The sequence below is a fragment of the Sagittula sp. P11 genome (assembly GCF_002814095.1).
Lineage (GTDB): Bacteria > Pseudomonadota > Alphaproteobacteria > Rhodobacterales > Rhodobacteraceae > Sagittula.
Window position 1 is genome coordinate 1,246,020 of record NZ_CP021913.1, and the last position, 21,935, is coordinate 1,267,954.

General features: G+C 67.9%; 21 protein-coding genes and 1 tRNA gene. 8 read left to right on the forward strand and 14 right to left on the reverse strand.

The window, feature by feature from the left end; translation table 11 throughout:
• The first annotated feature begins 11 nt into the window (after nt 1–11).
• Nucleotides 12–674, forward strand: coding sequence for an SOS response-associated peptidase (locus CDO87_RS06050; protein ID WP_100927946.1), 663 nt, complete (start codon nt 12–14; stop codon nt 672–674).
• A 3-nt stretch (nt 675–677) separates the two neighbouring features.
• On the opposite strand, the gene CDO87_RS06055 is transcribed toward CDO87_RS06050, so the two are convergent.
• From CDO87_RS06055 to CDO87_RS06080, 6 genes are all read right to left on the reverse strand, one after another.
• A complete protein-coding gene (locus CDO87_RS06055; RefSeq protein WP_157814931.1) occupies nt 678–2,492 on the reverse strand; it encodes a hypothetical protein in 1,815 nt (604 codons plus the stop codon).
• Nucleotides 2,493–2,587: 95 nt separating this feature from the next.
• The gene (locus CDO87_RS06060) at nt 2,588–3,499 is read right to left on the reverse strand and encodes a hypothetical protein (RefSeq protein ID WP_254698354.1); all 912 of its coding nucleotides are present in this window, start codon (nt 3,497–3,499) and stop codon (nt 2,588–2,590) included.
• Nucleotides 3,500–4,813, reverse strand: coding sequence for a TRAP transporter large permease (locus tag CDO87_RS06065; RefSeq protein ID WP_100927948.1), 1,314 nt, complete (start codon nt 4,811–4,813; stop codon nt 3,500–3,502). It lies immediately after the preceding gene.
• A gap of 1 nt (nt 4,814) precedes the next feature.
• Nucleotides 4,815–5,339, reverse strand: a complete 525-nt coding sequence (locus CDO87_RS06070) for a TRAP transporter small permease (RefSeq protein WP_100927949.1) — start codon at nt 5,337–5,339, stop codon at nt 4,815–4,817.
• A gap of 79 nt (nt 5,340–5,418) precedes the next feature.
• Nucleotides 5,419–6,396 carry a TRAP transporter substrate-binding protein gene (locus CDO87_RS06075; RefSeq protein ID WP_100927950.1) on the reverse strand — a complete coding sequence of 326 codons (978 nt, stop codon included), beginning with the start codon at nt 6,394–6,396 and terminating at the stop codon, nt 5,419–5,421.
• Between the two features lie 30 nt (nt 6,397–6,426).
• A complete protein-coding gene (locus CDO87_RS06080; RefSeq protein ID WP_100927951.1) occupies nt 6,427–7,668 on the reverse strand; it encodes an FAD-binding oxidoreductase in 1,242 nt (413 codons plus the stop codon).
• Between the two features lie 79 nt (nt 7,669–7,747).
• Here CDO87_RS06080 and CDO87_RS06085 point away from each other — a divergent pair, with 79 nt between their 5' ends.
• Nucleotides 7,748–8,458 carry an aspartate/glutamate racemase family protein gene (locus CDO87_RS06085; protein ID WP_100927952.1) on the forward strand — a complete coding sequence of 237 codons (711 nt, stop codon included), beginning with the start codon at nt 7,748–7,750 and terminating at the stop codon, nt 8,456–8,458.
• Here CDO87_RS06085 and CDO87_RS06090 read toward each other — a convergent pair.
• Nucleotides 8,455–9,519 (reverse strand): methylglyoxal synthase, encoded by a 1,065-nt coding sequence (locus CDO87_RS06090; protein ID WP_100927953.1) that lies wholly within the window; start codon nt 9,517–9,519, stop codon nt 8,455–8,457. The genes CDO87_RS06085 and CDO87_RS06090 overlap by 4 nt on opposite strands.
• Nucleotides 9,509–10,273 carry a bifunctional hydroxymethylpyrimidine kinase/phosphomethylpyrimidine kinase gene (locus CDO87_RS06095; protein ID WP_100927954.1) on the reverse strand — a complete coding sequence of 255 codons (765 nt, stop codon included), beginning with the start codon at nt 10,271–10,273 and terminating at the stop codon, nt 9,509–9,511. The genes CDO87_RS06090 and CDO87_RS06095 overlap by 11 nt, the downstream gene beginning before the upstream one ends.
• Before the next feature lie 72 nt (nt 10,274–10,345).
• Here CDO87_RS06095 and CDO87_RS06100 point away from each other — a divergent pair.
• Nucleotides 10,346–10,419: transfer RNA gene (locus CDO87_RS06100), tRNA-Gly, on the forward strand.
• Nucleotides 10,420–10,577: 158 nt separating this feature from the next.
• The gene (locus tag CDO87_RS06105; RefSeq protein WP_100927955.1) at nt 10,578–12,371 is read left to right on the forward strand and encodes an ABC transporter transmembrane domain-containing protein; all 1,794 of its coding nucleotides are present in this window, start codon (nt 10,578–10,580) and stop codon (nt 12,369–12,371) included.
• A 497-nt stretch (nt 12,372–12,868) separates the two neighbouring features.
• On the opposite strand, the gene CDO87_RS06110 is transcribed toward CDO87_RS06105, so the two are convergent.
• Nucleotides 12,869–14,434, reverse strand: a complete 1,566-nt coding sequence (locus CDO87_RS06110; protein WP_100927956.1) for a bifunctional UDP-sugar hydrolase/5'-nucleotidase — start codon at nt 14,432–14,434, stop codon at nt 12,869–12,871.
• A gap of 211 nt (nt 14,435–14,645) precedes the next feature.
• Here CDO87_RS06110 and CDO87_RS06115 point away from each other — a divergent pair, with 211 nt between their 5' ends.
• The 4 genes from CDO87_RS06115 to arsC are packed head-to-tail and all read left to right on the forward strand — an operon-like array spanning nt 14,646 to nt 16,805.
• A complete protein-coding gene (locus CDO87_RS06115; protein ID WP_100927957.1) occupies nt 14,646–14,984 on the forward strand; it encodes a DUF952 domain-containing protein in 339 nt (112 codons plus the stop codon).
• Nucleotides 14,981–15,409, forward strand: a complete 429-nt coding sequence (locus tag CDO87_RS06120) for a DUF1330 domain-containing protein (protein ID WP_100927958.1) — start codon at nt 14,981–14,983, stop codon at nt 15,407–15,409. Before CDO87_RS06115 ends, CDO87_RS06120 begins: the two co-directional genes overlap by 4 nt.
• Nucleotides 15,406–16,464: a quinone-dependent dihydroorotate dehydrogenase gene (locus tag CDO87_RS06125; protein WP_100927959.1), complete on the forward strand. Its 1,059-nt coding sequence runs from the start codon at nt 15,406–15,408 to the stop codon at nt 16,462–16,464. Before CDO87_RS06120 ends, CDO87_RS06125 begins: the two co-directional genes overlap by 4 nt.
• Complete coding sequence (gene arsC / locus CDO87_RS06130) at nt 16,455–16,805, forward strand: arsenate reductase (glutaredoxin) (protein ID WP_308213922.1); 351 nt, start codon at nt 16,455–16,457, stop codon at nt 16,803–16,805. The genes CDO87_RS06125 and arsC overlap by 10 nt, the downstream gene beginning before the upstream one ends.
• Before the next feature lie 20 nt (nt 16,806–16,825).
• Here arsC and CDO87_RS06135 read toward each other — a convergent pair whose 3' ends face one another.
• The 5 genes from CDO87_RS06135 to ihfB all read right to left on the reverse strand — a co-directional run bounded on the left by CDO87_RS06135 (nt 16,826) and on the right by ihfB (nt 21,707).
• The gene (locus tag CDO87_RS06135; protein ID WP_100927961.1) at nt 16,826–18,847 is read right to left on the reverse strand and encodes an enoyl-CoA hydratase-related protein; all 2,022 of its coding nucleotides are present in this window, start codon (nt 18,845–18,847) and stop codon (nt 16,826–16,828) included.
• Nucleotides 18,844–20,121: an acetyl-CoA C-acyltransferase gene (locus CDO87_RS06140; RefSeq protein ID WP_100927962.1), complete on the reverse strand. Its 1,278-nt coding sequence runs from the start codon at nt 20,119–20,121 to the stop codon at nt 18,844–18,846. Before CDO87_RS06140 ends, CDO87_RS06135 begins: the two co-directional genes overlap by 4 nt.
• 205 nt (nt 20,122–20,326) lie before the next feature.
• Nucleotides 20,327–20,989, reverse strand: coding sequence for a phosphoribosylanthranilate isomerase (locus CDO87_RS06145; RefSeq protein ID WP_100927963.1), 663 nt, complete (start codon nt 20,987–20,989; stop codon nt 20,327–20,329).
• A 73-nt stretch (nt 20,990–21,062) separates the two neighbouring features.
• Nucleotides 21,063–21,422: a LapA family protein gene (locus tag CDO87_RS06150; RefSeq protein ID WP_100927964.1), complete on the reverse strand. Its 360-nt coding sequence runs from the start codon at nt 21,420–21,422 to the stop codon at nt 21,063–21,065.
• A 3-nt stretch (nt 21,423–21,425) separates the two neighbouring features.
• Nucleotides 21,426–21,707, reverse strand: coding sequence for an integration host factor subunit beta (gene ihfB / locus CDO87_RS06155; protein WP_005860332.1), 282 nt, complete (start codon nt 21,705–21,707; stop codon nt 21,426–21,428).
• Nucleotides 21,708–21,935 lie beyond the last annotated feature (228 nt).

A 21,935-nucleotide genomic window follows, 5' to 3' on the forward strand; every position in this document is an offset into this window, starting at 1 on the left:
GAGGATACGCCATGTGCGGTCGTTTCGCCGTCACCCTGCCCCCCGACGCCATGGCGCAGCTTTTCGCGGCCGTGCCGTCGAACGACCTGCCCGATGTGCCGAACTTCAACGTCTGCCCGACGAACCAGGTGCATGTCGTCATGAGCGACGAGGGGCGCAGGCTGGTCGCCATGCGCTGGGGTTTCATCCCGCACTGGTACAAGAAGCCGAACGACGGGCCGCTGCTGATCAACGCGCGGGCCGAAACCATCGCGGAAAAGCCCGCCTTCCGCGCTGCCTGCCGCGAACGCCGCTGCCTTGTCCCCGCGACCGGCTTCTACGAATGGACGAAGGATGAGGAGGGCAACCGGCTGCCCTGGTACATCCATCCGGCGGACGACGGCCCGTTGGTCTTTGCCGGGGTCTGGCAGGACTGGGCGCGCGACGACCTGTCCTTCCGCACCGTCGCTATCGTCACCTGCGGCGCGAACGGGTCGATGTCGCGCATCCACCACCGGATGCCCGTGGTGCTGGCCCAGGACGACTGGGGCAAGTGGCTGGGCGAGGACGGACACGGCGCGGCCAGCCTCATGCAGCCCGCCCCCGAGGATGCGCTGGCCTTCCATCGGGTCGCGCGCGAAGTGAACTCCAACCGTGCCTCCGGACCGGAGCTGATCGAACCCATCGACGCTTGAACGCTAGCCCAGCAGGAACAGCAGCGGCAGCAGCCCGGCCAGCCAGAGGCCACCCATGTCGCTGCCGCCCTCACCTTCATCCTCTTCGTCACTGTCCGGGGATGCACCCCCGCCGTCGGACGGCGCATGCGCGCCGTCGGCGAGCGCATCCATCAGCCCCTGCCCGTCCCGGTCGCCGGAGGCGCCGTCATCCGCTTCGCCGTCCGGATCGTCGGTGTCGTCCGGGTCGTCGGTGTCGTCCGCGGGCACCGCGACAGCGTCGGAGGACACACGCGGGCTGCCCGTCTGGGCGAAGACGTCGGCGAAATCGTCGGTGGGCACCACGTCGGTCAGCCGCACCTGCATGATCTCTCCGGGCGCCAGCAGGGTCTCGATCAAGCCGTCGACATGAAGGTCGTCCGGGTCAGGATGCTCTACCGTGGCGCGGCTTTGCGTGTTGCCGGGACCGTCGCCCCGGGCGACACCCAGCACGGTGATTTCCATCTCGCCGAAGCCTTCCACCAGGTTCGAGATGTCGACCTCGCTGTCGACCAGACCCCGCTGCAGGTTCGAGGTAAAGTAGAACAGCATGTCCTGCCCGTCGGCAAAGGCGTGCACGTCCATCTCGGTGGTGTGCATCTCCGTGCCCCGCTCGTCCTGCGGGGCGAAATCCAGCATCCGCATCCCCGGCAGGTTCTCCGACAGCATGGAGAACATCTCTCCCGGCGGGGTGGTCTCGTCGAACTCCCGCCCCAGCGCCAGCGCGGTCGGTGTGTTCTGGATCAGCGGCCAGACCTGCGCCGAGGCCACGTCCATCCGCATGAATTCCTCGACCTGTTCCAGCATCTCCTGCGCCTGCCAGAGCCCGTAGTCGCGGGTGTCCTCGAAGGCGTTCGTGTTGGACTTCTGGTTCCACTCGGTGACATGGATCTCCAGTTCCGGGTCGATGGACTGCCAGTGCTCCTCGATCTGTTCAAGCTGGTACCAGCGCGAATGCTCGACCACCGGCGCGCGTGAATAGACGTGGGCGATCACCCCGTCTGTCGCGGCCATGGCGTCGTCGTCGAAATGCGACAGGAGGATCTCATTGTTGATCTCCGTCCAGTCGATGTCGCCGTTCGGGTAGATCACGCTCTCGTCCAGCGACAGGCCATAGGCGGCATTCACCTCTGCCACCACGTCCGCCGGGGCCATGCCCGCATAATCGTCGGACAGGTCGGAATGGCCGAAGTTGGTGCCCACCTGCACCAGCACGCCGACTTCCGCTGCATCCGGGTCGGTCTGCGCGAGGTCGTTCAGCGTGCGGTCGATGATCTGCGCCATGCCGGCGGCCAGCCGCCCGTATTCGGCGGCGTTCATCTCGCCCGAGCCCCAGTATTCGTTGCCGATCTCGAAGGCGGCGACGCGGGCATCGCCGTATTCCCCGCCGACCACGTCGCGCACGAAGCCGGTCAGCACGTCGCGGTCGATGGCGGGCATCCGGTCGCCGTTGATGTCCAGCGCCGTGTCCGACAACTGGTCGCGCGTCGGGATCACGATGGTCAGGTCGCGTCCCGTCTGCTCGGCGTAGTCCATGATGCCGGAGAGCGGGATGAAATCCACTTCCCTCCCGAGGTCGGGCGAGAATACCCGGGCCGCGTCCGGATCGCGCAGGCTGAACATCTTTTCCGTCAGCGAACCGCCCGGGTATCGCAAGCCGGTGACACCCAGTTGTTCGATCGCCTCCGCGTAACTGCCCGGCCCCATCATGTGGGCGCGGGGGGCAAGGACATTGCCGCCGAAAAGGGCCGGGTGCGCGGCAGAGCCGGTCGCGGCGTCGGGTGTCGTCAATACAGGCATGATCGTCCCACTCGGTCGTGCGTTTGGCGGCACGTTGATGCAAAAGTGGAAACGATCTCTCTATACCGGGAGGAATGTCTCTAAATTACAAACTATTAACCACGTCCCACGCGGGCGAGAACGTAAGGCGTCAGGTACATCGGGATCTGGTAACATCCGATGAAAAGCATGACGGGGCCCATCGTCTCGGGCGGGAGGGCCAGAAGGTAGAGCGCGATGTTGCGGTTGCCCGCCACGACCGACAGGGACATGCGCTCTCCCATCGGCCACCGGCGCAGCACCAGCGCCGCCGCCCCCTGAAGCCCGAAGTTCACCGCCACGGCGACCCCCAGCCACAGGGCAAAGCGGCCGGGCGCATGGCGCAACGCGTCGGCGGCGGGCGACATCAGGCCCAGTACCATCAGCGTCATCACCAGCGCCGACAGCCCGTCCATGATCGAGATGGCACGCGGCGTGCCGGGCACCACGCGATGCGCCAGAAGGGCGAGGCCCCCGGCGCCGAGGATCAGCACCAGCAGCCGGGCCACCGCCATGGTCACCGCCCAGGGGTCGCCGCCGATCTTCAGGACGGAGAGGACGATCCACGCCGTCAGCGGCAGGAGCGCCGTGCCCAGCACCAGCATGCGCAGGGCGGGGGCCGGGTCTCCCCCGCCGAGGGCGGCAAGGTTCGGGCTGCCGGTGACCGAGGGCGCCGCCGTCACCAGCAGCAGCGCCAGCACCGCCGGATGCCCGATGATACCCAGCACAGCCGCGATCCCGGCCAGCGCCAGTGGCAGCGCCACCTGGTAGACCGCAATCAGGCCAAGCGTCTCACGGACCCGCAGTCCGGCCACGCCGACGCGGCCCGTCGCCCCCACACGGAGGGCGCCGAAAAACAGCATCACGGCGATCAGGTGTGGCAGCCACGGGGCAAAGATTGCGCCCGCGCCGGGAAACGCCAGCCCGGCGACCAGCCCCGCCACCAGCATCAGGCGTCCCTGCCGGCCAAGCCATTCGAGGAATGCCACCTAGCCTCCGGGCCGCGACCGGATGTTGTCCGGCAGCCATGTCGCCAGTTCCGGCACGGCGATCAGGACAAAGACCATCAGCACCATGATCAGGAACATCGGGAACGCCGCCTTGGCGATGAACCCCATCTCGTGCTGCGTCATCCCCTGCAGGACAAACAGGTTGAAGCCGATGGGCGGGGTGATCTGCGCCATCTCGACGACCACGACGATGAAGATGCCGAACCAGATCAGGTCGATGCCCGCCTGCCGCACCATCGGCTCCACCACCGCCATGGTCAGCACCACCGAAGAGATCCCGTCGAGGAACATGCCCAGCACGATGTAGAAGACCAGCAGCACCATCAGCAGCTCGAACCGGCTGAGCTCCCAGCCCGCGATCAGATCAGCCAGCCCGCGCGGTAGGCCGGTGAAGCCCATCGACAGCGACAGGAAGGCCGCGCCCGCGAGGATCAGCGCGATCATGGCAGAGGTGCGGGTGGCGCCCATCAGGCTTTCGGTGAAAGTCCTCCAAGTCAGCGACCCCTGCAGTGCCGCCAGTGCCAGGCTGCCGATCACGCCGAAGGCCGCCGCCTCCGTCGCGGTGGCAAAGCCCAGGTACATCGACCCGATCACCAGCACGATCAGGCAGATCACCGGCGCAAGGTAACGCGAGTTCCAGAGCCGTTCGCGGAAGGTCATCTCCGGCTCCGCGTCCGGGTTCCAGCCCCGCGAGAACCGGCTCATGACCGCGACATAGGCCATGAACATCAGCGCCAGCACCAGCCCCGGCAGGATGCCTGCAAAGAACAGCTTGGAGATCGATTCGTTGATCGTCACGCCGTAGACGATCAGGGTCAGCGAGGGCGGGATCATCAGGCCCAGCGTCGCGGCCCCCGCCAGCGTGCCGATCACCATCTTCTCCGGATAGTTGCGCTTGCGCAGTTCCGGGATCGACATCTTGCCGACCGTGGTCAAAGTCGCCGCCGAGGAACCGGAGACCGCCGCGAAGACCGTGCAGCCGACGATGTTGGTGTGCACCAGCCCGCCCGGCAGCCCCTTCATCCAGGGCGACAGACCGCGGAACATGTCTTCCGACAATCGTGTACGATAGAGGATCTCGCCCATCCAGATGAACAGCGGCAGGGCGGTGAGGGTCCATGACGAGGACGCGGCCCAGATCGTCGTCATCATGGTGTCGCCCACAGGGCGGGTGGTGAACAGCTCCATCCCCACCCAGGCCACGCCCATCAGCGCAAGGCCGACCCAGACGCCCGATCCGAGGAGGGTGAACAGCACGAAGAGGAACAGCAGGATGATCGAGATGTTCTCCATGTCACTCTCCGAAGCTCTGATCCATGCGATCCTGCACGATCCGGGACTTGCCGCCGAAGATCAGCGACAGAAGGTTGTCGGTCAGGGCGACGGCAAAGATCACCGCCCCTACCAGCACGACGCTTTGCGGGATCCACAGCGCGGTGCGGTCCTGGCCCTGGCTGACCTCGTTGAACTTCCACGACCAGTAGACGAAGCGGTAGCCGTAGTAGACCACGTACCACGCCACCGCCGTGCCGATGGCAAAGCACCAGATGTCGAGCCAGCGCCGCGCGCCCTCCGGCAGCGCGTTCAGGACCAGCGACACGCGGATGTGGCTGCCCTGGTTCAGTGCATTGCCGAAGGCGAGGAAGGAGGCCGCGGCCATGAAATACCCGGCGTATTGCGGCACGCCGGGAAAGACTTCGCCGGTCCAGCGCGCCAGCATCTGCAGCACGATCAGGACAAGGATCGTCACGAGGCACAGCGCCGCGGCCACCCCGGACAGGCGGTAAATGAGGTCGAGCAGGCGGCGGAGCGCAGCCACGGGCGGTCTCCTTCAAGGATGAGGGGAACGGTCGGCAATGGGCGCGGCCCGGAGAGTGTCCGGACCGCGCGGGGTCTGCTTACTGCATGGCCTTGAAGGCGTCGACGATGGCCGCGCCCTGATCGCCGGCCTCTTCCAGCCAGTCGGAGGTCATGGTCGCGCCGATTTCCTGCAGCTCGGCCTTCAGCGTGTCGGAGGCCGGCGCCACGGTCATGCCGCCCTCGCGCAGGCCGTCCATGGTGAACTGCGTGTAGCCCTTGGACTTCTCGAGCCCCTCCGCCTCTGCCGTGGCAGCACAGTCCTGGATTACCTTCTTGTTCGCATCAGAGACGCCCGACCAGGTGTCGGCGTTGACGATCACGTAGTTGCGCGGCAGCCAGGCGTCGACCTCGTAGAAATAGTTGAGCGACTCCCACACCTTGCGGTCGTAGCCGGTGGCCCCGGACGACACCATGCTGTCCGCCACGCCGGTCGCGAAGGCCTGCGAGATTTCTGCCGCCTCGATCTGCACCGGCAGCATGCCGGTCAGTTCCGCCAGCCGCGCGGTGGCGCTGTTGTAGGAGCGGAACTTCACGCCCTCCATGTCGGCGACGGAATTGACCTCGTCACGGAAATAGAGCCCCTGCGGCGGCCACGGGACGGAGTACAGCAGGACCAGGTTCTGCTCTGCGAGCACCTCCTCCAGCGGACCCTTGGCGGCTTCCCACAGCTTCTCGGACGCATCGAAGGAGGTGGCGAGGAAGGGCACGGAATCGAAGCCGAAGATCGGATCCTCGTTCTGGTGGCTCGACAGCAGGCGCTCGCCGATGGGCACCTGGCCGGTCTGCACCGCGCGCTTGATCTGGTCGCCTGGGAAGAGCGAGCCGGACGGATGGGTCACGATCTCGATCTCGCCGCCCGTGCCATCGGTCACGCATTGGCCGAACTCGGCGGCGTTCTCGGAATGGAAATTGGTGGCGGCATAGGCCAGCGGCATGTCCCATGTTTCGGCAATGGCCCCGGTCGAGGCAACGGCGCTGACGGCCGTGGCAGCCAGGATGGTGCGCATCTTGGTCATCGGTAGAACTCCCTGTCTTGTTTTATGAACTCATTGAAACCGCCCCGGCGAATAGGGTGCAAGGTCTATGTTGGGCATTCGGCCAGAGATCACCTGCGCAAGAAGCCGCCCGGTCTTCGGTCCGCCCGTCAAACCGACATGATCGTGACCGAACCCCGCATAGGCACCGGGCGCGTCCGGGAAGGCGCCGATCACCGGCAGGGAATCGGCCATCGAGGGGCGGTGCCCCATCCATTCGACCTTTTCCTTCCAGGTGATGCCGGGGATGGCGCGGCGAATATTGTCTTCGAGCAGGGCAAAGGGCGCGCGGGAGGGCTCGGCCTCCAGTCCGCCGAATTCGACGATCCCCGCCAGCCGCAGCCGCCCGTCCATCGGCGTCGCCACGAACTTGCCCGAGGCGACCATGACCGGCGCCTTGGGCATCACCGACGGCTCCCACAGCTCGAGGTGATATCCCCGTTCGCTTTCCAGCGGGACCTTTGCGCCCAGCTTCGCTGCCAGCTTGGTCGACCACGCGCCCGCCGCCAGTACCACGGCGTCGCAGGTCAGGGTCTCGCCGCCCACGCGCAGACCGATGACGCGCGGGCCGTCGCGCACCACATCGCTGACCTCCGCTTTCAGGATCTGGCCGCCCTGGCGTTCGACGTGGGCGGCCAAAGCCTTCACATAGGCGCCGGGATCGCTGATCCGCCCGTGACCGCCCAGCCGGACGGCACAGCGCAGGTCCGGACCGAAGCAGGGGTCGTAGGCGGTGAAATCCTCGTCCTCCAGCACGTCCCAGTCCCAGCCCGCCTCGCGGCGCACCTGCCAGTAGGCGGCATCCGCCTCGAACTGGCGGCGGGTCGGGTAGACGTAGAGATAGTCGGAGGGCACGACGAACCGCTCCGCCCCGGTGCCTTCTGCCAAAGCGAGATGGTCGTTCAGGCTGTCCCCGATGATCGGCGCGATGGCACGCGCACGGCTGGCCACCCCTTCGACCGTGGCGTGACGCATGTAGCGCAGCAGCCAGGGCATGAGGCGCGGCAGGTAGCCCCACTTCAGGAACAGCGGCTGGCGTGGATCGAACAACATCCGGGGCGCCATCTTCCACAGACCGGGCACCGGCACCGGCACGACGGAGGCAGAGGCCAGCACCCCGCCGTTGCCGTGGCTGGTGCCCTCCCCCGGACCGCGCTGGTCGATCAGCACCACGCGGTGCCCTTCGCGCTGCAGCCAGACCGCCGTGGACACCCCGACGATGCCCGCCCCCACAATCGCTACCGTTTTCGTCATGCCACCCCCGTCCGTTTGCGCGGACCTTGCGAAGGGACCGACCGCGTGTCAACGAGATCGCATGCCGCCGGAGCCCGCCATGTCCGATACCACCACGCCCGACGCCGCGCCGATCGGCATCCTGATGCTCGATTCGCGCTTTCCCCGCATCCCGGGCGACGCGGGCAATCCGCTGTCGTGGCCCTTCCCGGTGGCGATCCGAGTGGTGCGCGGCGCCTCTCCGCAACGGATCGTGCGCGAGGGCGGGGGCGACAGCCTTGCCACCTTCATCGACGCCGCCCGCGCTCTGGTCGAGGAGGGCGCCGTGGGCATCACCACGACCTGCGGGTTCCTGTCGCTGTTCCAGCAGGCGCTGGCAGAGGCCGTGCCGGTGCCGGTGGTGACGTCCTCTCTGGCGCAGGTGGAGATGGTAAACCGCATGCTGCCCGCGGGCCGCGTCGCGGGCATCCAGACCATCGCGGCCTCGTCCCTGACTGCGCGACACCTCGCCGCCGCTAACGTGCCGGCGGGCACACCCATCGGCACCACGGAAGGCGGGCGGGAATTCACCCGCTCCATCCTGAACGACGAACCGACATTGGACGTGGCGCTGGCCCGGCAGGACAATGTGGAGGCAGCCCTCGCCCTCAAGGAGGCCAACCCGCATCTCGGCGCCATCGTCCTCGAATGCACCAACATGGTGCCCTATGCGCCGGACATCTCTGTGGCGACGGGGCTGCCGGTCTATTCGATCCACACGCTGGTGCGCTGGATGCACATGGGACTCTGCCCGCCGCGCTTCGCCGTCTAGGGGATCAACCCGGCCAGCAGGGCATCCGCCGCCGAGGGCGATAGCGCCAGCGGCGTGTCATGGTAAATCGCCAGCCGGGTCAGCGCCTGCAGGTCGGCATCCCCCACGTAGCCGGAGCCGGGATCGGCGAAGAACACCACCGCGTCCAACTCCCCCGTGGCGATCAGCGCGCCAAGCTGTTGGTCGCCGCCGAGCGCCCCACGTTGCAGCCGCTGCACGGTCAGGTCCGGGGCGGCCTCTGCCACCATCCGACCCGTGCCGCCTGTACAGATCAGCCGTTGCCCGGCCAGTGCCCTCGCATGCCGCAGAACCCACGCGCGCAGGTGTGCCTTGCGGTTGTCGTGCGCGACGAGGGCAATCCGGCGCGGCGCGCGCGAGAACCGTCGCGCCCGCGCCGTGATACCCAGGATGGCGCGGACCTGCGCCGCGAAGCCCTCTGTCTCCGCCGGGAACACCCCGTCGAGCGCCGCCGTACCCACGGTGAAACCCGCCGCCCCCGCCTCTGCCACCGCCTCGACCCGTGCCTCGCTGTCGATGGACCCGGCCATGATGACCGGCTTTTCGACCGCGCCGCAGACCTGCGCCATCAGCCCCGGCACGTCGCCGTCGAAGCGGTAGGCCAACAGGTCCAGCCCGTGCACGTATTCGAGGTCGCAGAGGCGGCGGGCGGAGTCGGCGATGGCTTCTGCCGGGCCTTCCAGCACGGACGGATGCCCGACGATGCGGCCCGGGAAGGGATAGTAGCGCAGGGGGTGGTGGCGGATGACCTCCGTCACCTCCGCCGCGCGGGTGCCGCCCAGCAGGCAGTCCACGTCCAGCGCCACGGCGGCGCGGGCCGAGGCCAGCTCGCTCTCGGCGTCGAGGCTTACGACCTCGAGGTAGGACCGGCCCCCGGCCGCGCGGATCGCCTGCGCCAGCCCCTTCAGGTCTTCGAACGGCAGCCCCACGTCCTTGAAGCCGATGTGCCGCACGCCGCCTTCCAGCGCCTCTTCCAGCCGCGCGCGGGCGTCCGGGATGGTACGGTCGTTCGACGTCAGCATCAGGATGAAATCAAAGGCCATGTGGTTCCCCCTCAAGCGGCGCGGCCCGGGTCCAGACCGCCGCCGCCTCCGTGATCCTCAGATGTGGCGCGCCGAGGCTTTCCGCGATCAGCGCCTGCAGATGGCCCAGTGCCTGTCCCGTCGCCACACCCGCCGCGATCAGCGCGGCCAGCACGTCGCCTGTCCCCTGCGGCACCCCGTCATGCCGGGGCACAACGTAGCGGACAGCGGCGGCCTGTGACAGGTCCAGCACGCCCAGCTCCATTGCTGTGACCCCGTGCGAGGTCACGATGACACGCGGCACGGATGACACGACCTCCCCGAGCCAGCCCTGTTCGAAGGCGTTCGGGGTCAGGATGTCGGCGCGGGGCACCAGCGTGTCCCTCATGCGCCCTGCCGCCTCGGCGTCGATATAGAGCCCCTTCGGCGCGTCCCCCATCACCGGATCGACGACGACCCGCGCCACGCCGATGCCGCGCATGCGGTCCACCAGCCGCGTCCCGAAATCCACATGCTCCGCCGTGGGCAGGTAGCCGGTGAGGACGGCATCGTGGCCTTCGAGGAACCCGTTCCGGTCCAGCGCGGCGACCATGTCCTCAAGCTGTCCGACCGGCACCTTCGCCCCCGCCACGGCGGCGAAACCCGGATGGTTCGACAGCATCACTGTGGGCAGGACGGTCGCGGTATGCCCCAGCGCCTGCAACGCCGGAATCGCCGCCGAAGCGCCCACATGCCCGCAGGCCACCATGCTGGACAGGATCAGAACCCGGGCCATGTTCCCCCGCACCGGACGGTCCCATAACCGTCTTGACCGTTTCGACGGGTTGGCCTAGGACGGGGCACCCGAGCGGGTATAGCTTAATGGTAAAGCCCCTGCCTTCCAAGCAGGTTATCTCGGTTCGATCCCGTGTACCCGCTCCATTCCCATCGCCGAACGCCTGACGCCGCGCACCCTATGCCCGTCTCCGACGATGGCTGAGCGCAGCGCCTGTTGCGCCATTGCCCCGCGTCCTCAAGTCGCTTGACCCGGACGCCTGCCGTGGCCACAACGCCACACGCGCGATGACGAAGGAGAGGACATGGCCCGTACCCCGGCAAACGCCCCCGGCGAGGAGCGCGAGAAGTCGAAGAACGTCGGCGCCCTGCGCGCGCTCTGGCCGTTCGTCCGTCCCTACCGGGCGCTGGTCATCGCCGCCATCGGCGCACTGATCCTGACCGCCTGCGTCTCGCTGGTGCTGCCCATGGCCGTGCGCCGGGTGGTCGACAACTTCAATGCCGAAGGCGCGCTGCTGGACAAGTACTTTGCCGCCGCACTGGGGATCGCCGCGCTGCTGGCGGTGGGCACGGCGATGCGCTACGCGCTGGTGACCCGGCTGGGCGAACGGGTCGTGGCCGACATCCGCAAGGCGGTCTTCGACAAGGTGATCGGCCTGTCGCCCTCGTTCTACGAGAAGGTCATGACCGGCGAGGTCCTGAGCCGCATCACCACCGACACGACGCTGATCCTGTCGGTGATCGGCTCCTCCACCTCCATCGCGCTGCGCAACGTGCTGCTGTTCTCGGGCGGGCTGGTGCTGATGCTCTTCACCTCGCCCAAGCTGACCGGCCTCGTGCTGCTGATCGTGCCGCTGGTGGTGGTGCCGATCCTCGTGCTGGGGCGCCGGATGCGGGTGCTGAGCCGCGAGAACCAGGACTGGATCGCCGCCTCCTCCGGCAACGCGTCGGAGGCGCTGAGCGCGGTGCAGACCGTGCAGGCCTACACGCATGAAACCCTGTCGCGCGCCGCCTTCTCCGACGTGACGGAGAAAAGCTTCGTCGCCGCCAAGAAGCGCATCTGGACCCGCGCAGCCCTGACGATGATCGTCATCTTCCTTGTGTTCACCGGGATCGTCGGCGTGCTCTGGATCGGCGCGTGGGACGTGCGTGCGGGCGACATGAGCGCCGGTGTGCTGATCCAGTTCGTCATCTACTCCGTCATGGTGGCGGGCGCCGTGGGCGCGCTGTCGGAAACCTTCTCCGAACTGCAGCGCGCCGCCGGTGCGACGGAGCGGCTGGTGGACCTGCTGCAGGCCGAGGACACGGTCAACGACCCCGCCCAACCGGTGGCGCTGGCCGCGCCCGTCCGCGGAGAGATCGTCTTCGACGACGTGCACTTTTCCTACCCCTCTCGGCCCGGCGTCTCGGCGCTGGACGGCGTTTCGCTGCACATCGCCCCGGGCGAGACCGTGGCGCTGGTCGGCCCCTCCGGTGCCGGCAAGACCACCATCGTGCAACTGATCCAGCGGTTCTACGATCCGGCCTTCGGACGGGTGACGCTGGACGGCGTGGCGCTGACCGAGATGTCGCGTGACGCCTTCCGCCAGCACATCGCGCTCGTGCCGCAGGACCCGGTGATCTTCGCCGCCTCTGCGCGCGACAACATCCGCTTCGGCCGCCCCGACGCATCGGATGCAGAGGTCGAGGCCGCAGCACGGGCCGCGGCCGCGCACGACTTCCTGACAGGGCTGCCGGACGGCTACGAGACCTGGCTGGGCGAGCGCGGCGTGATGCTGTCGGGTGGCCAGAAACAGCGCGTGGCCATCGCCCGCGCTATCCTGCGCGACGCGCCGGTGCTCCTGCTGGACGAGGCGACCTCGGCGCTCGATGCCGAAAGCGAACGGCTTGTGCAAAGCGCCGTCGACACGCTGGCCGAAGGGCGGACCACGGTGATCGTCGCGCACCGTCTGGCCACGGTGAAGAAGGCGGACCGCATCGTGGTCATGGACCAGGGCCGGATCGTGGCACAGGGCACACATGACGCCCTGGTGGCGGAAGGCGGCCTCTACGCCCGTCTGGCCCGCCTCCAGTTCACCGAGGGCATGGCCGCGGAGTGAACGAGCGAATTACGTGACCGTCCAGAGCGCAGGTCGCGCAGCCGTCCTGATCTCCCGCTGCCTGCCCTGAACATCTGACGTCACCCAACCGCCAGCCGCGCTCGATGCAACGTATCGCGCCGCCCGCGCGGGACCGCGCTGCAACCGTTTGACCGCCGGCACCTTCGAGCGTTGCGGCCCCCAAAAGACCGAGGCGCATAGCCCCGCCCTACATCCGGTCATTCGCGCTGCAGCGTCACCAAGCTGAACATCCCCTTTCTCTGATCGTCGGCAAGGGGGCTTTGCCCCCGGCTCTTCGAGCCTCCCCCAAGGTATTTCCATCCAGGTGAAGTCGCGGCCACGCTTCGCCGAGGCGTCTCCTTCATCTTCGTTCAAGCCCCCTCGGCGGCTGCCGCAGGCAGCGGGGCCGGAGCCTCCATCTCGCCTATGAGGCGCCACCAATGAAAAAGGGCGGCACCTTGCGGCACCGCCCCTCGTTCGGAGTTTGAGGTGTGATCTTACTCGGAGCCAAGGACCTTGATGCGGCCGTCGGTGTAGGGCGCGTAGGGGCCCTGCTCCGCGAGGTATTCTGCCGTCACGTCGGCGAGGTCGGGACCGAAGTCGTAGGCGTTCTCCGCGTCCACGAACATCTTGTAGCCGTCGCCGCCGTTACGGACGTAGTTGTTGGACACCACGCCGTAGGTCTTTTCCGGGTCGATGGGTTCCCCGCCGACCATGACCTCGGAGATCCGGCTGCCCGGTTCTGCGGAGGGATCGACGGTGAAGGAAATGCCCGCGACCTGCGGGAAGCGGCCGCCGCCGTCCTCCATCTGGCTCACGCCGTTCTCCAGCGCCTCGACCAGGGTCGCGCCGGTCACCTGGAAGGTCGACAGCGTGTTCTGGAACGGAAGAACGGTCAGCACTTCGCCCATGGTTACCTCGCCCGCGTCGATGGACGCGCGCAGGCCGCCGCCGTTGGCGATGGCGACCTCGATGCCCTGGTCCTTCACGCGGTCCAGCATGGCGTCGGCCACGAGGTTGCCCATCGGACATTCCACCGCGCGGCAGACCGACCGGTCGCCCTCGATGGCGTCGGAGGTTTCGGCCACGACCTCGTTGCGGATCTCGTCCAGCGGCGCTGCGGCCTCGGCGATGCGCGCCTTGGTGCCCTCTTCTTCGGCCACGCTGCCGTCCAGCAGGATCGGCTCGCCCTTGGCTTCGGTGATCACGCCCTCGTCGTCGAAGACCACGTTCAACTCACCGAGGAACTTGCCGTAGGCGTAGGCCTGCACGATGGCAGTGTCGCCGACCATGACCGGGTACGGTCCCTTCGCGCCTTCCTGCGTGTTGGACAGGAGCGAGTTGTCGTGGCCGCCGACGATCACGTCGACGCCGGTGGTGTTCTCGGCCACCTTCTTGTCGACGTTCAGACCGGAGTGAGACAGGACGATGATCTTGTTCACGCCCTCTTCGGTCAGCTTGTCGACCTCGGCCTGCACGGCCTCGGACGGGTCGGTGAAGATGATGTTCTTGCCGGGCGATGCCAGCTCATCGGTGTCCTGCGGGGTCAGACCGATCAGGCCGATCTTCTCGCCGCCCTTCTCGATCACCGTGGACTTCATGATCGAGTCCTTCAGCAGGTCCTCGCCGGAGATGTCGGCGTTCGACATCAGCACCGGGAATTCCACCGCATCAACGAAGCCGCGCAGAACCTCGGGGCCGTCGTCGAATTCGTGGTTGCCCACGGTCATCGCGTCGTAACCCATCTGGTTCATCATCTCGGCGGCAAGCTTGCCCTTGTAGTAGGTGTAGAACAGCGTGCCCTGGAACTGGTCGCCGCCGTCCACGAGGATGTAGTTGTTGGTCCGGGTCTTGGCCTCGTTGATCGCGGTCTGCAGGCGTGCGGAACCGCCGAAGCATTCACCGGCGTCGTTGTCCTCTGCCGAGCAGCCGGAATCGTAGGCCGAGATCGGCTCGAACCGGGCGTGGAAGTCGTTGGTGTGCAGGATGGTCAGCGAATAATCGGCGCTCGCGGCACCCGCGATCAGGGCGAATGCGGCGGCGCTGGTCATCAGGCGGTACATGAAAGACCTCTCTGTCAGAACTGTTTTATCTCGTCAGCAGACCCCGGTTGGACCAAAGAGTCAAAGCCTGAAACCGCATATCGCAACGTCAGGCGACGATTCGATGACGGCGGTGCACGAATGCGGGTCACGGGGCCTTGAGCCCCACGACAAGGCCGCCGCGGGCAGGCCGGGGATTGACCGGCGGCACGATCCCCGGCAACAGGATGACATGCTGATTTACAAGATCCTGAGAGCCGACGAGTGGTCGGACCTGCGCGCCCGGGGCGCAACCGAGGGCGCGCCGGTGGATATCGCCGACGGCTTCATCCATTTCTCCACCGCCGAACAGGCGCGGGAAACCGCGGCAAAGCACTTTGCCGGAGAGGACGGGCTGATGCTGGCGGAGCTGGAGACCGACCGCATGGGCGATGCGCTCAAATGGGAGAAATCCCGCGGCGGCGCGCTCTTCCCGCATTTCTACGGGCCGCTGACCCTGGCGCATGTGACTTGGTGCCAGCCCCTGCCCATCAGAGACGGCGCCCACCAGTTCCCTGAGAGCTTCGCGTGAGCCATGTCGATCCCACGCGGGCGCAGTTCGACGCCTTCAAGGGGCTCGACCGAGACGAGCCTTGCGAGATGCTGAACCTCGTGCGCCTGCGTGACCGGGCCGCCTACCCGGAGGATCACCCGCTCAGCGGCGCGGGCCTGACCGGGGCGGAGGCCTACGCCCGCTACGGGGCCGAAAGCGGTCCGGTCCTGGCGAAGGTCGGCGGCCACATCCTCTGGCGCGGCGGGTTCCGCACCACGCTGATCGGGCCGGAGGGCGAGGGCTGGGATCACGTCTTCATCGCGCGCTACCCGTCCGCCCATGCCTTCATGGCGATGGTCAAGGACCCGGACTATGCCCGCGCGGTGATCCACCGGCAGGCGGCGGTGGCCGACTCGCGGCTGGTCCGCTGTGCCCCTGCCGAGACCGGGGAGGTGTTCGGATGAACGCGCTTGAACGCATCGGGCTGGGGGTCTTGCACCGGCTGGACCCGGAGGACGCGCACACCTGGGCGCTGCGTGCGCTGAAGGCCGGGGTCGCGCCGCTGCCCGGGCTCGTGACCTCGGAACGCCTCAGGACAGAGGTGGCGGGGCTTCATCTGACCAATCCGATCGGGCTGGCCGCCGGGTTCGACAAGAATGCAGAGGCGCTGATGCCGCTGTCGCGCGCGGGCTTCGGGTTCGTCGAGGTCGGCGCCATCACCCCGCGTCCGCAGCCCGGCAACCCGCGCCCCCGGCTCTTCCGGCTGACGGAGGACGCGGCGGCGATCAACCGCTTCGGCTTCAACAACCAGGGCATGGAGGCGGCGGCCTCCCGGCTGGAGAACCGCCCGCGCGACATGGTGCTGGGTCTGAACCTCGGCGCGAACAAGGACAGCGACGACCGGGCCGCGGACTTCGCCAAGGTGCTGGGCCGCTGCGGCGCGCACCTCGACTTCGCGACGGTGAACGTGTCGTCGCCCAACACCGAAAAGCTGCGCGACCTGCAGGGGAAAGAGGCGCTGTCCGCCCTGCTGGCAGGGGTGATGGCGGCGCGCGACGCGCTTCCGAAACCGTTGCCCGTCTTCCTCAAGATCGCGCCGGACCTCGATGCCCAGGGGCTGGAGGACGTGGCCGATGTGGCGCTGTCTTCGGGCGTGGCGGGAGTGATCGCCACCAACACGACGCTGGCACGCGACGGCCTGCGGTCGGCGCACAGGGGCGAAACCGGCGGCCTGTCAGGGCAACCGCTGTTCGAGAGATCGACCCGCGTGCTGGCGCGCCTGTCGCAGCTAACCGAGGGGCGTCTGCCGCTGATCGGCGTGGGCGGGGTGTCGACGGCAGAGCAGGCCTATGCCAAGATCCGGGCGGGCGCCTCGGCAGTTCAGCTTTACACCGCGCTGGTCTACGGTGGCCTTGGGCTGGGCGCAGAGATCGCCCGCGGCCTTGATGCGCTTCTGGCGCGGGACAATTTCAGGACTGTCGCCGACGCTGTCGGCACGGATCGGGAGAAATGGCTATGATCCTCTGGCACAATCCGCGCTGCTCCAAGTCGCGCGAAGCGCTGAAGCTGCTTGAAGACAAGGGCTACGAGGTGGAGGTCTTCCGCTATCTCGACACGCCGCCGTCGTTCGAACAACTCGAGTCGCTGCACAAGGTTCTGGGCGTCCCCGCCATCGAGATGGTCCGCACCAAGGAGGCCGCCTTCCGCGAACACGGACTGTCGAAGGACGACCCGGACGAGGCGCTGCTGAACGCCATGGTGGCCGAGCCGAAGCTGATCGAACGCCCGATCCTCGTGCGCGGCGACCGGGCCGTGATCGGCCGCCCGCCGGAACGCGTGCTGGACCTCGCCGCCGAGTAAGGCGCGGCCAAGGGGTGGAGCTAAGCCAGCCCGCCCCAGCCCGCATCGGGCATGAAGCGTTCGCCGTGCCGTGCCGCCAGCGTACGCAGGCGGTCAGGCACCCCGCCCCGCACCTTCGCATAGTGCAGCGGCCCGCCGCGGAACGGCGCGAACCCCATCCCCAGCACTGCTGCGGCGTCGGCGGTGTCGGCGTCCGCCACGATCTTGCGTCGCAGCGAACTTGCAGCGGCATCGCAGATCGGCAGGACAAGCCGGTCAGAGATATCGGGTGAGGCAGGCTCCACCGGCAACAGGGGCGGCTTCTCTCCCTTTGCGTAGAGGTAAAGGCCGGTGCCCGTGGCGATCCCGGTGTGTCCGTCCTCGACCATTTCGGGCAACCAGCCGGGGATGGCGGCGACCGCGCAGTCGGATGTCTCGGTCACCGTGTGGAACAGCGCGAGGCAGCGATCCAGACCCAGCTTGTCCGCCAGCGTGACCGGGCCCATGGGCATGCCGAACCCCAGCGCCGCGCAGTCCAGATCGCGCTTGTCGTGGCCTTCGTCGATCATCACCATTGCCTCCATCAGGTAGGCGGCGATCAGGCGTTCCACCAGGCCGACGGGCGCGTCCATCACGGCCAGCGGCAACTGGCCCAGGCAGGTGATGAAGGCCGCCAGGCGGGCGCGTGTCTTCGGATCGGTCTGGCGGTGCGCCGTGACCTCCACCAGTCCGGGCACGTCCTCGGAGAACCGCAGCCCGGCAAGGCGCGACGGGCTGCGGACAAGACCTGCCAGTTCGGCAAGCCGCAGGTGCGGCGTGGCGCTGACCAGAAGGGCCCCGCGTGCCATCACGTCCGCCAGCGCCCTGTGCAGCTCGTGACGGTCGGCAATTTCTTCGTCGCCGGTGGCGATCACAAGGTCAGCCCGCGACCGGCCATGCCCCTTGGGATCGGGGATCAGGCGGTCGAGCGCGGCCTGCCGGTCCGCTGCCGGGCGCCCCGTCTCGTCGCACAGCCGCGCGGTCCGGTGAACCGCCTGCCCCAGCTGGTCGAGCGACGGATCCTCCAGTGTCACGCGCAGGCCACCGGCTGCGATGCAGGCGGCGATTTCGGTCCCGCGCTTGCCGGCGCCGATCACGTGCACCGTGCGGATCGGCTCATCGTTCCGGGCCTCCAGCGCGGCGCGCAGACGGGAGACGCGGGTCAGGTTGCGCGACGCGGCGGACTCCGCCAGGCGGGAGAACGAGGCGGTCTCGGCCTGCTGCATGGCCTTGGGGTCGAACCCGTGTTCCTCCCACAGGGCGATCAGCGCGAAGGGCGCCGGGTAGAAGGCATAGGGCGTGACATGCTCCGATTCCGACCGCAGGCGGCTGGCGGACATGCGGCGGGCGGGCCCCAGACGCATGGCCGCGGTGCGCAGGCTTTCCGTCCGGTCCAGCCGCCGCTCCACCGCCGCGCGCACGGCTTCGCTGACGTGGCACTCCGGCACAAGCGCATCGACGAGACCGAGGGCCTTGGCCCGCACGCCGGTCAGCGGAGCGCCGGTCAGCATCATCTGCATCGCCTCCAACGGATCCATCATCCGGGTCAGGCGGACCGTGCCGCCCATGAACGGATGCAGCCCGAGGCAGATCTCCGGGAAGGCACAGGTCATCCCTTCGATCCCGATGCGGTGGTCGCAGGCCAGCGCAAGCGACAGGCCGGTGCCCGACGTGCGGCCATGCATCACCGCAACGGTGGCGCAGGGCAGCCCTGCCAGCCTGTCGAGCACGCTGGCCCCCGCCTCTGCCAGGTCCTGCGCCGCTGCGCTCTCGAGGTCGGTCAGGTCTTCCGGCGGCAGCCCGTCGGCCAGACCTTCGGGCCTGCGGGCACGCAGGATCACGGCATCCGGCATGTCGGCAGCGATGGCGTCGAGCAGCCGGTTCAGTTCGTCGAGAACCTGCCGGGTGACTCGGTTGGGACCGGCCCGGGCGCACTCCAGCCACAAGGTGACCTGACCGCCCTTCCGCTCGGGGCGCCAGTTCTCCGTCTCCGGGAACGCATTATCCGGGACCAACGCGGTCATGCCGGCTCCATGAGCAGGGCCGCACCTTGGCCGCCCCCTATCGACGCCATCGCAACGCCCTTGTTGACGCCCCGGTTCTGCATGGCATGGGCAAGATGCAGCACCATCCGGCAACAGTCGGCGCCCACCGGCAGCCCGAGCGCAATGGCCCCGCCGTCGACGTTGAGCCTGTCGGGATCGATGGCGCCAACCGCCCCATCAAGGCCAAGCGTATCCCGGCAGAAGGCGTCATCCTGGGCCGCCGCGGCACAGGCAAGAACCTGGGCCGCCGTCGATTCCTTGATCTCCCACAGACCCACGTCCTGTGCGGTCCATCCGTTTCGCGCCATCGCCGGCAGGGCCGCCATGATGGGCGCGATACCGGCATCCGCTTCCTGCGCGCCCGCAATGGCATTGTCGCTCACCCGGGCAATAGGGGTCAGTCCGAAATCGTTCACGGCTGTCTCGGAGGCAACCATCAGCCAGCAGGCCCCTTCCCCGGGCACCGCCGCATTGCCGGTCGTCAGGCTGCCGAAGGGTGCATCCGTCAGGGGGCTGAGCCGTGCCAGACGCTCGGCAGAGACATGCGCCAGCGCGCGGTCCGACGCGGTGACCTTGCCGTCCGCATGGAACGCGGGCACCACTTCGGCCTCGACCCGGCCGGCAGCAATCGCATCGGACAGACGCGCATGGCTTTGCGCGGCGTAGGCGTCGGTGCTGGCCCGGTCGATCCCGAAGCGGTAGGCGGCAGTCTCGGCGGCGCGGATAAGGGCCGGGTTGCTGGCGGGTCCATCGGGTTTGCGCCCGGGCGCGCGCACCGGCAGAAGGTACTCGGGGTGGCCGTCCGCCAGCGCCCGGACCCGGGACAGCGGCGCGCGGCGGCTGGCCACTTCGCCGAACCACGAGGACGCCTCTGACCGATAGACCATCGGCGCCCGGCTGGGCACGTCCGCCCCGCCCACGAGCACGATGTCCTTGTGCCCCTCGCTCACCATGCAGAGCGCAAGGCTCAAAGCCTGCATCCCGGCGCCGCAATTGTCCCGCAGCGTCAGTGTCTGGCAGGAGGGAGGCAGTTCCAGCCGCTGCACCGCATCGCGCGCCAGATCGCCCTCCGTCTCGGTCGGGGCGGTGGCGACGATGGCCATGCCGATGGCATCGCCGGGCACGGGCTGGCGCAGGAGAAGCTGCTGCCCGCACTGCACCGCGAGATCGGCCGCGGAAAACGCGGATTCCGTTCCGAGTGTGGGCTGAAATGGCGTCCGGGCGCCGTCGACGATGAACACGGGACGAGTCATGCGCGGCTCTGACCCACGCTGTTTCTGCCGGCTCCGGCACGCTGGCGCACCGGTGTCATCGTGTCATTCATCATGCCCGTACGCCTCCAACACGTACAACGCGTGCAAGGGTGCAATGTTCCGGAACCCAAGGAAAATCCGGAGGTCGGAGAGCGAACAACGCGCCCATGCCGACGGACCGCCGCCGCGCTGCAGCGGGGTGGGATCAGAGCCGCGGCACGGCCTCCGCGCCCTGCGCGGCACGGACAAACGCCGCGATCCTGGCCGGATCCTTGACCCCGGGCGCGGATTCCACACCGCTCGAGACATCCACCTGCGCGGCGCCCGTCATGGCCACAGCGCTGTCCACGTTCTCCGGAGTCAGCCCGCCGGCCAGCATCCACGGTTTCGGCCAGCGGCGCCCGGCGATCAGGCGCCAGTCGAAGGCCAGCCCGTTGCCGCCCGGCAGCGTGGCGTCCTTCGGCGGCTTCGCGTCGATCAGCAATTGGTCGGCGACCTGCGCATAAAGCCCGAGCTTCGGCAGGTCTTCCTCCGACGCCACACCCACCGCCTTCATCACCGGCAGGCCAAAGCGGGCACGGATCTCCGTCACCCGTTCCGGCGTCTCGTGGCCGTGAAGCTGCAGCATGTCGAGCGGCACGTCTGCCACGATCCGCTCCAGCAGGTCGTCGTCCGGATCGACCACCAGCGCGACCTTGGCCAGCCCCGGCGGCGCCGTCACGGCAAGGTCGCGGGCGGTCTGGATCGCGATGTTGCGCGGGCTTTTCGGGAAGAAGACGAAACCGCAATAGGCCGCGCCGGCGGCCACCGCTGCCTTCACGTCGCCCGGGGTCTTCAATCCGCATATCTTGACGCGCACGTCGGCCATGGTTGCCTCCGTTCAGGGCCGGGCCGCGGCGTCTCGTGGGAACGCCGTGCATCCGGGACAGGCTGGTAGCCCGTCAATGGGACTGGTCGAGGATCGCCAGGACTTCGTCCTTGTCCTTGTCGCGCTCATCCTGGGTCCGCTTGAGCTTGCGCTCCAGCGTCTTGACCTCGGCCTTCTTGCGCGACGCTTCGGCGCGGTACTTGTACTCGCGCAGCCATTCGAACAGCTCGCCGATGGCAAAGCCCAGAAGCAGCCCGCCCAGCACGACGATGAACAGCGGCACCTCGACGGACAGGGCCAGCCAGCCCATGCCCGGGATCGCCGCCAGGCCGTCGGGCAGCGTGCTCAGCGTCACGGTTCCGCGGTTGGCGAGACAGACGACGACCAGCACGATGGCCAGCACCGCGTAGATGGCGTAGCGAATGTAACGCATTGATTATTTCCCGTTCAGGCGGTCCCGCAGAAGCTTCCCGGTCTTGAAGAAGGGGACGTGTTTCTCTTCGACCTCAACGGAATCTCCCGTACGGGGGTTCCGACCGATCCGTGCGTCCCGCTTCTTGACCGAAAACGCCCCGAAGCCCCGCAGCTCGACCCGATCGCCCCGGGCCATGGCGTTGGTGATCTCTTCGAAGATCGTGTTCACGATCCGCTCTACGTCACGCTGATACAGATGCGGGTTCTCGTCCGCAATCTTCTGGATCAGTTCAGATCTGATCATCTCACTTCCCCCTCGTCGTGCCTTCGGTTTTCGAGACACGTTAGGTGGGACTATACGCATCTGTTTTCGATACGGGAACAGGGGAAACCGTGGGAAAACCGTGATTTTGCAGCGGTTTGCGAGATTTTCGCGTCAAAAGTGTGTGGATATCGCAACGATCAGGCACGTCCCTGCCCGGCCCGCCCGCGGCGCCCCGCCCGGCTGCCGCGACGATTCGCGCCGCTTGAC

Excerpts from the sequence above, each read along its gene's own strand:
- CDO87_RS06140 (WP_100927962.1), bottom strand. The coding sequence starts at position 20,121 with ATGACTCGTCCCGTGTTCATCGTCGACGGCGCCCGGACGCCATTTCAG.
- CDO87_RS06095 (WP_100927954.1), bottom strand. The coding sequence starts at position 10,273 with ATGGCCCGGGTTCTGATCCTGTCCAGCATGGTGGCCTGCGGGCATGTG.
- CDO87_RS06085 (WP_100927952.1), top strand. The coding sequence starts at position 7,748 with ATGTCCGATACCACCACGCCCGACGCCGCGCCGATCGGCATCCTGATG.
- ihfB (WP_005860332.1), bottom strand. The coding sequence starts at position 21,707 with ATGATCAGATCTGAACTGATCCAGAAGATTGCGGACGAGAACCCGCAT.
- CDO87_RS06065 (WP_100927948.1), bottom strand. The coding sequence starts at position 4,813 with ATGGAGAACATCTCGATCATCCTGCTGTTCCTCTTCGTGCTGTTCACC.
- CDO87_RS06110 (WP_100927956.1), bottom strand. The coding sequence starts at position 14,434 with ATGTACCGCCTGATGACCAGCGCCGCCGCATTCGCCCTGATCGCGGGT.
- CDO87_RS06055 (WP_157814931.1), bottom strand. The coding sequence starts at position 2,492 with ATGCCTGTATTGACGACACCCGACGCCGCGACCGGCTCTGCCGCGCAC.
- CDO87_RS06050 (WP_100927946.1), top strand. The coding sequence starts at position 12 with ATGTGCGGTCGTTTCGCCGTCACCCTGCCCCCCGACGCCATGGCGCAG.
- CDO87_RS06150 (WP_100927964.1), bottom strand. The coding sequence starts at position 21,422 with ATGCGTTACATTCGCTACGCCATCTACGCGGTGCTGGCCATCGTGCTG.
- CDO87_RS06090 (WP_100927953.1), bottom strand. The coding sequence starts at position 9,519 with ATGGCCTTTGATTTCATCCTGATGCTGACGTCGAACGACCGTACCATC.
- CDO87_RS06125 (WP_100927959.1), top strand. The coding sequence starts at position 15,406 with ATGAACGCGCTTGAACGCATCGGGCTGGGGGTCTTGCACCGGCTGGAC.
- CDO87_RS06075 (WP_100927950.1), bottom strand. The coding sequence starts at position 6,396 with ATGACCAAGATGCGCACCATCCTGGCTGCCACGGCCGTCAGCGCCGTT.
- CDO87_RS06115 (WP_100927957.1), top strand. The coding sequence starts at position 14,646 with ATGCTGATTTACAAGATCCTGAGAGCCGACGAGTGGTCGGACCTGCGC.
- CDO87_RS06145 (WP_100927963.1), bottom strand. The coding sequence starts at position 20,989 with ATGGCCGACGTGCGCGTCAAGATATGCGGATTGAAGACCCCGGGCGAC.
- CDO87_RS06080 (WP_100927951.1), bottom strand. The coding sequence starts at position 7,668 with ATGACGAAAACGGTAGCGATTGTGGGGGCGGGCATCGTCGGGGTGTCC.
- CDO87_RS06105 (WP_100927955.1), top strand. The coding sequence starts at position 10,578 with ATGGCCCGTACCCCGGCAAACGCCCCCGGCGAGGAGCGCGAGAAGTCG.
- CDO87_RS06135 (WP_100927961.1), bottom strand. The coding sequence starts at position 18,847 with ATGACCGCGTTGGTCCCGGATAATGCGTTCCCGGAGACGGAGAACTGG.
- arsC (WP_308213922.1), top strand. The coding sequence starts at position 16,455 with ATGGCTATGATCCTCTGGCACAATCCGCGCTGCTCCAAGTCGCGCGAA.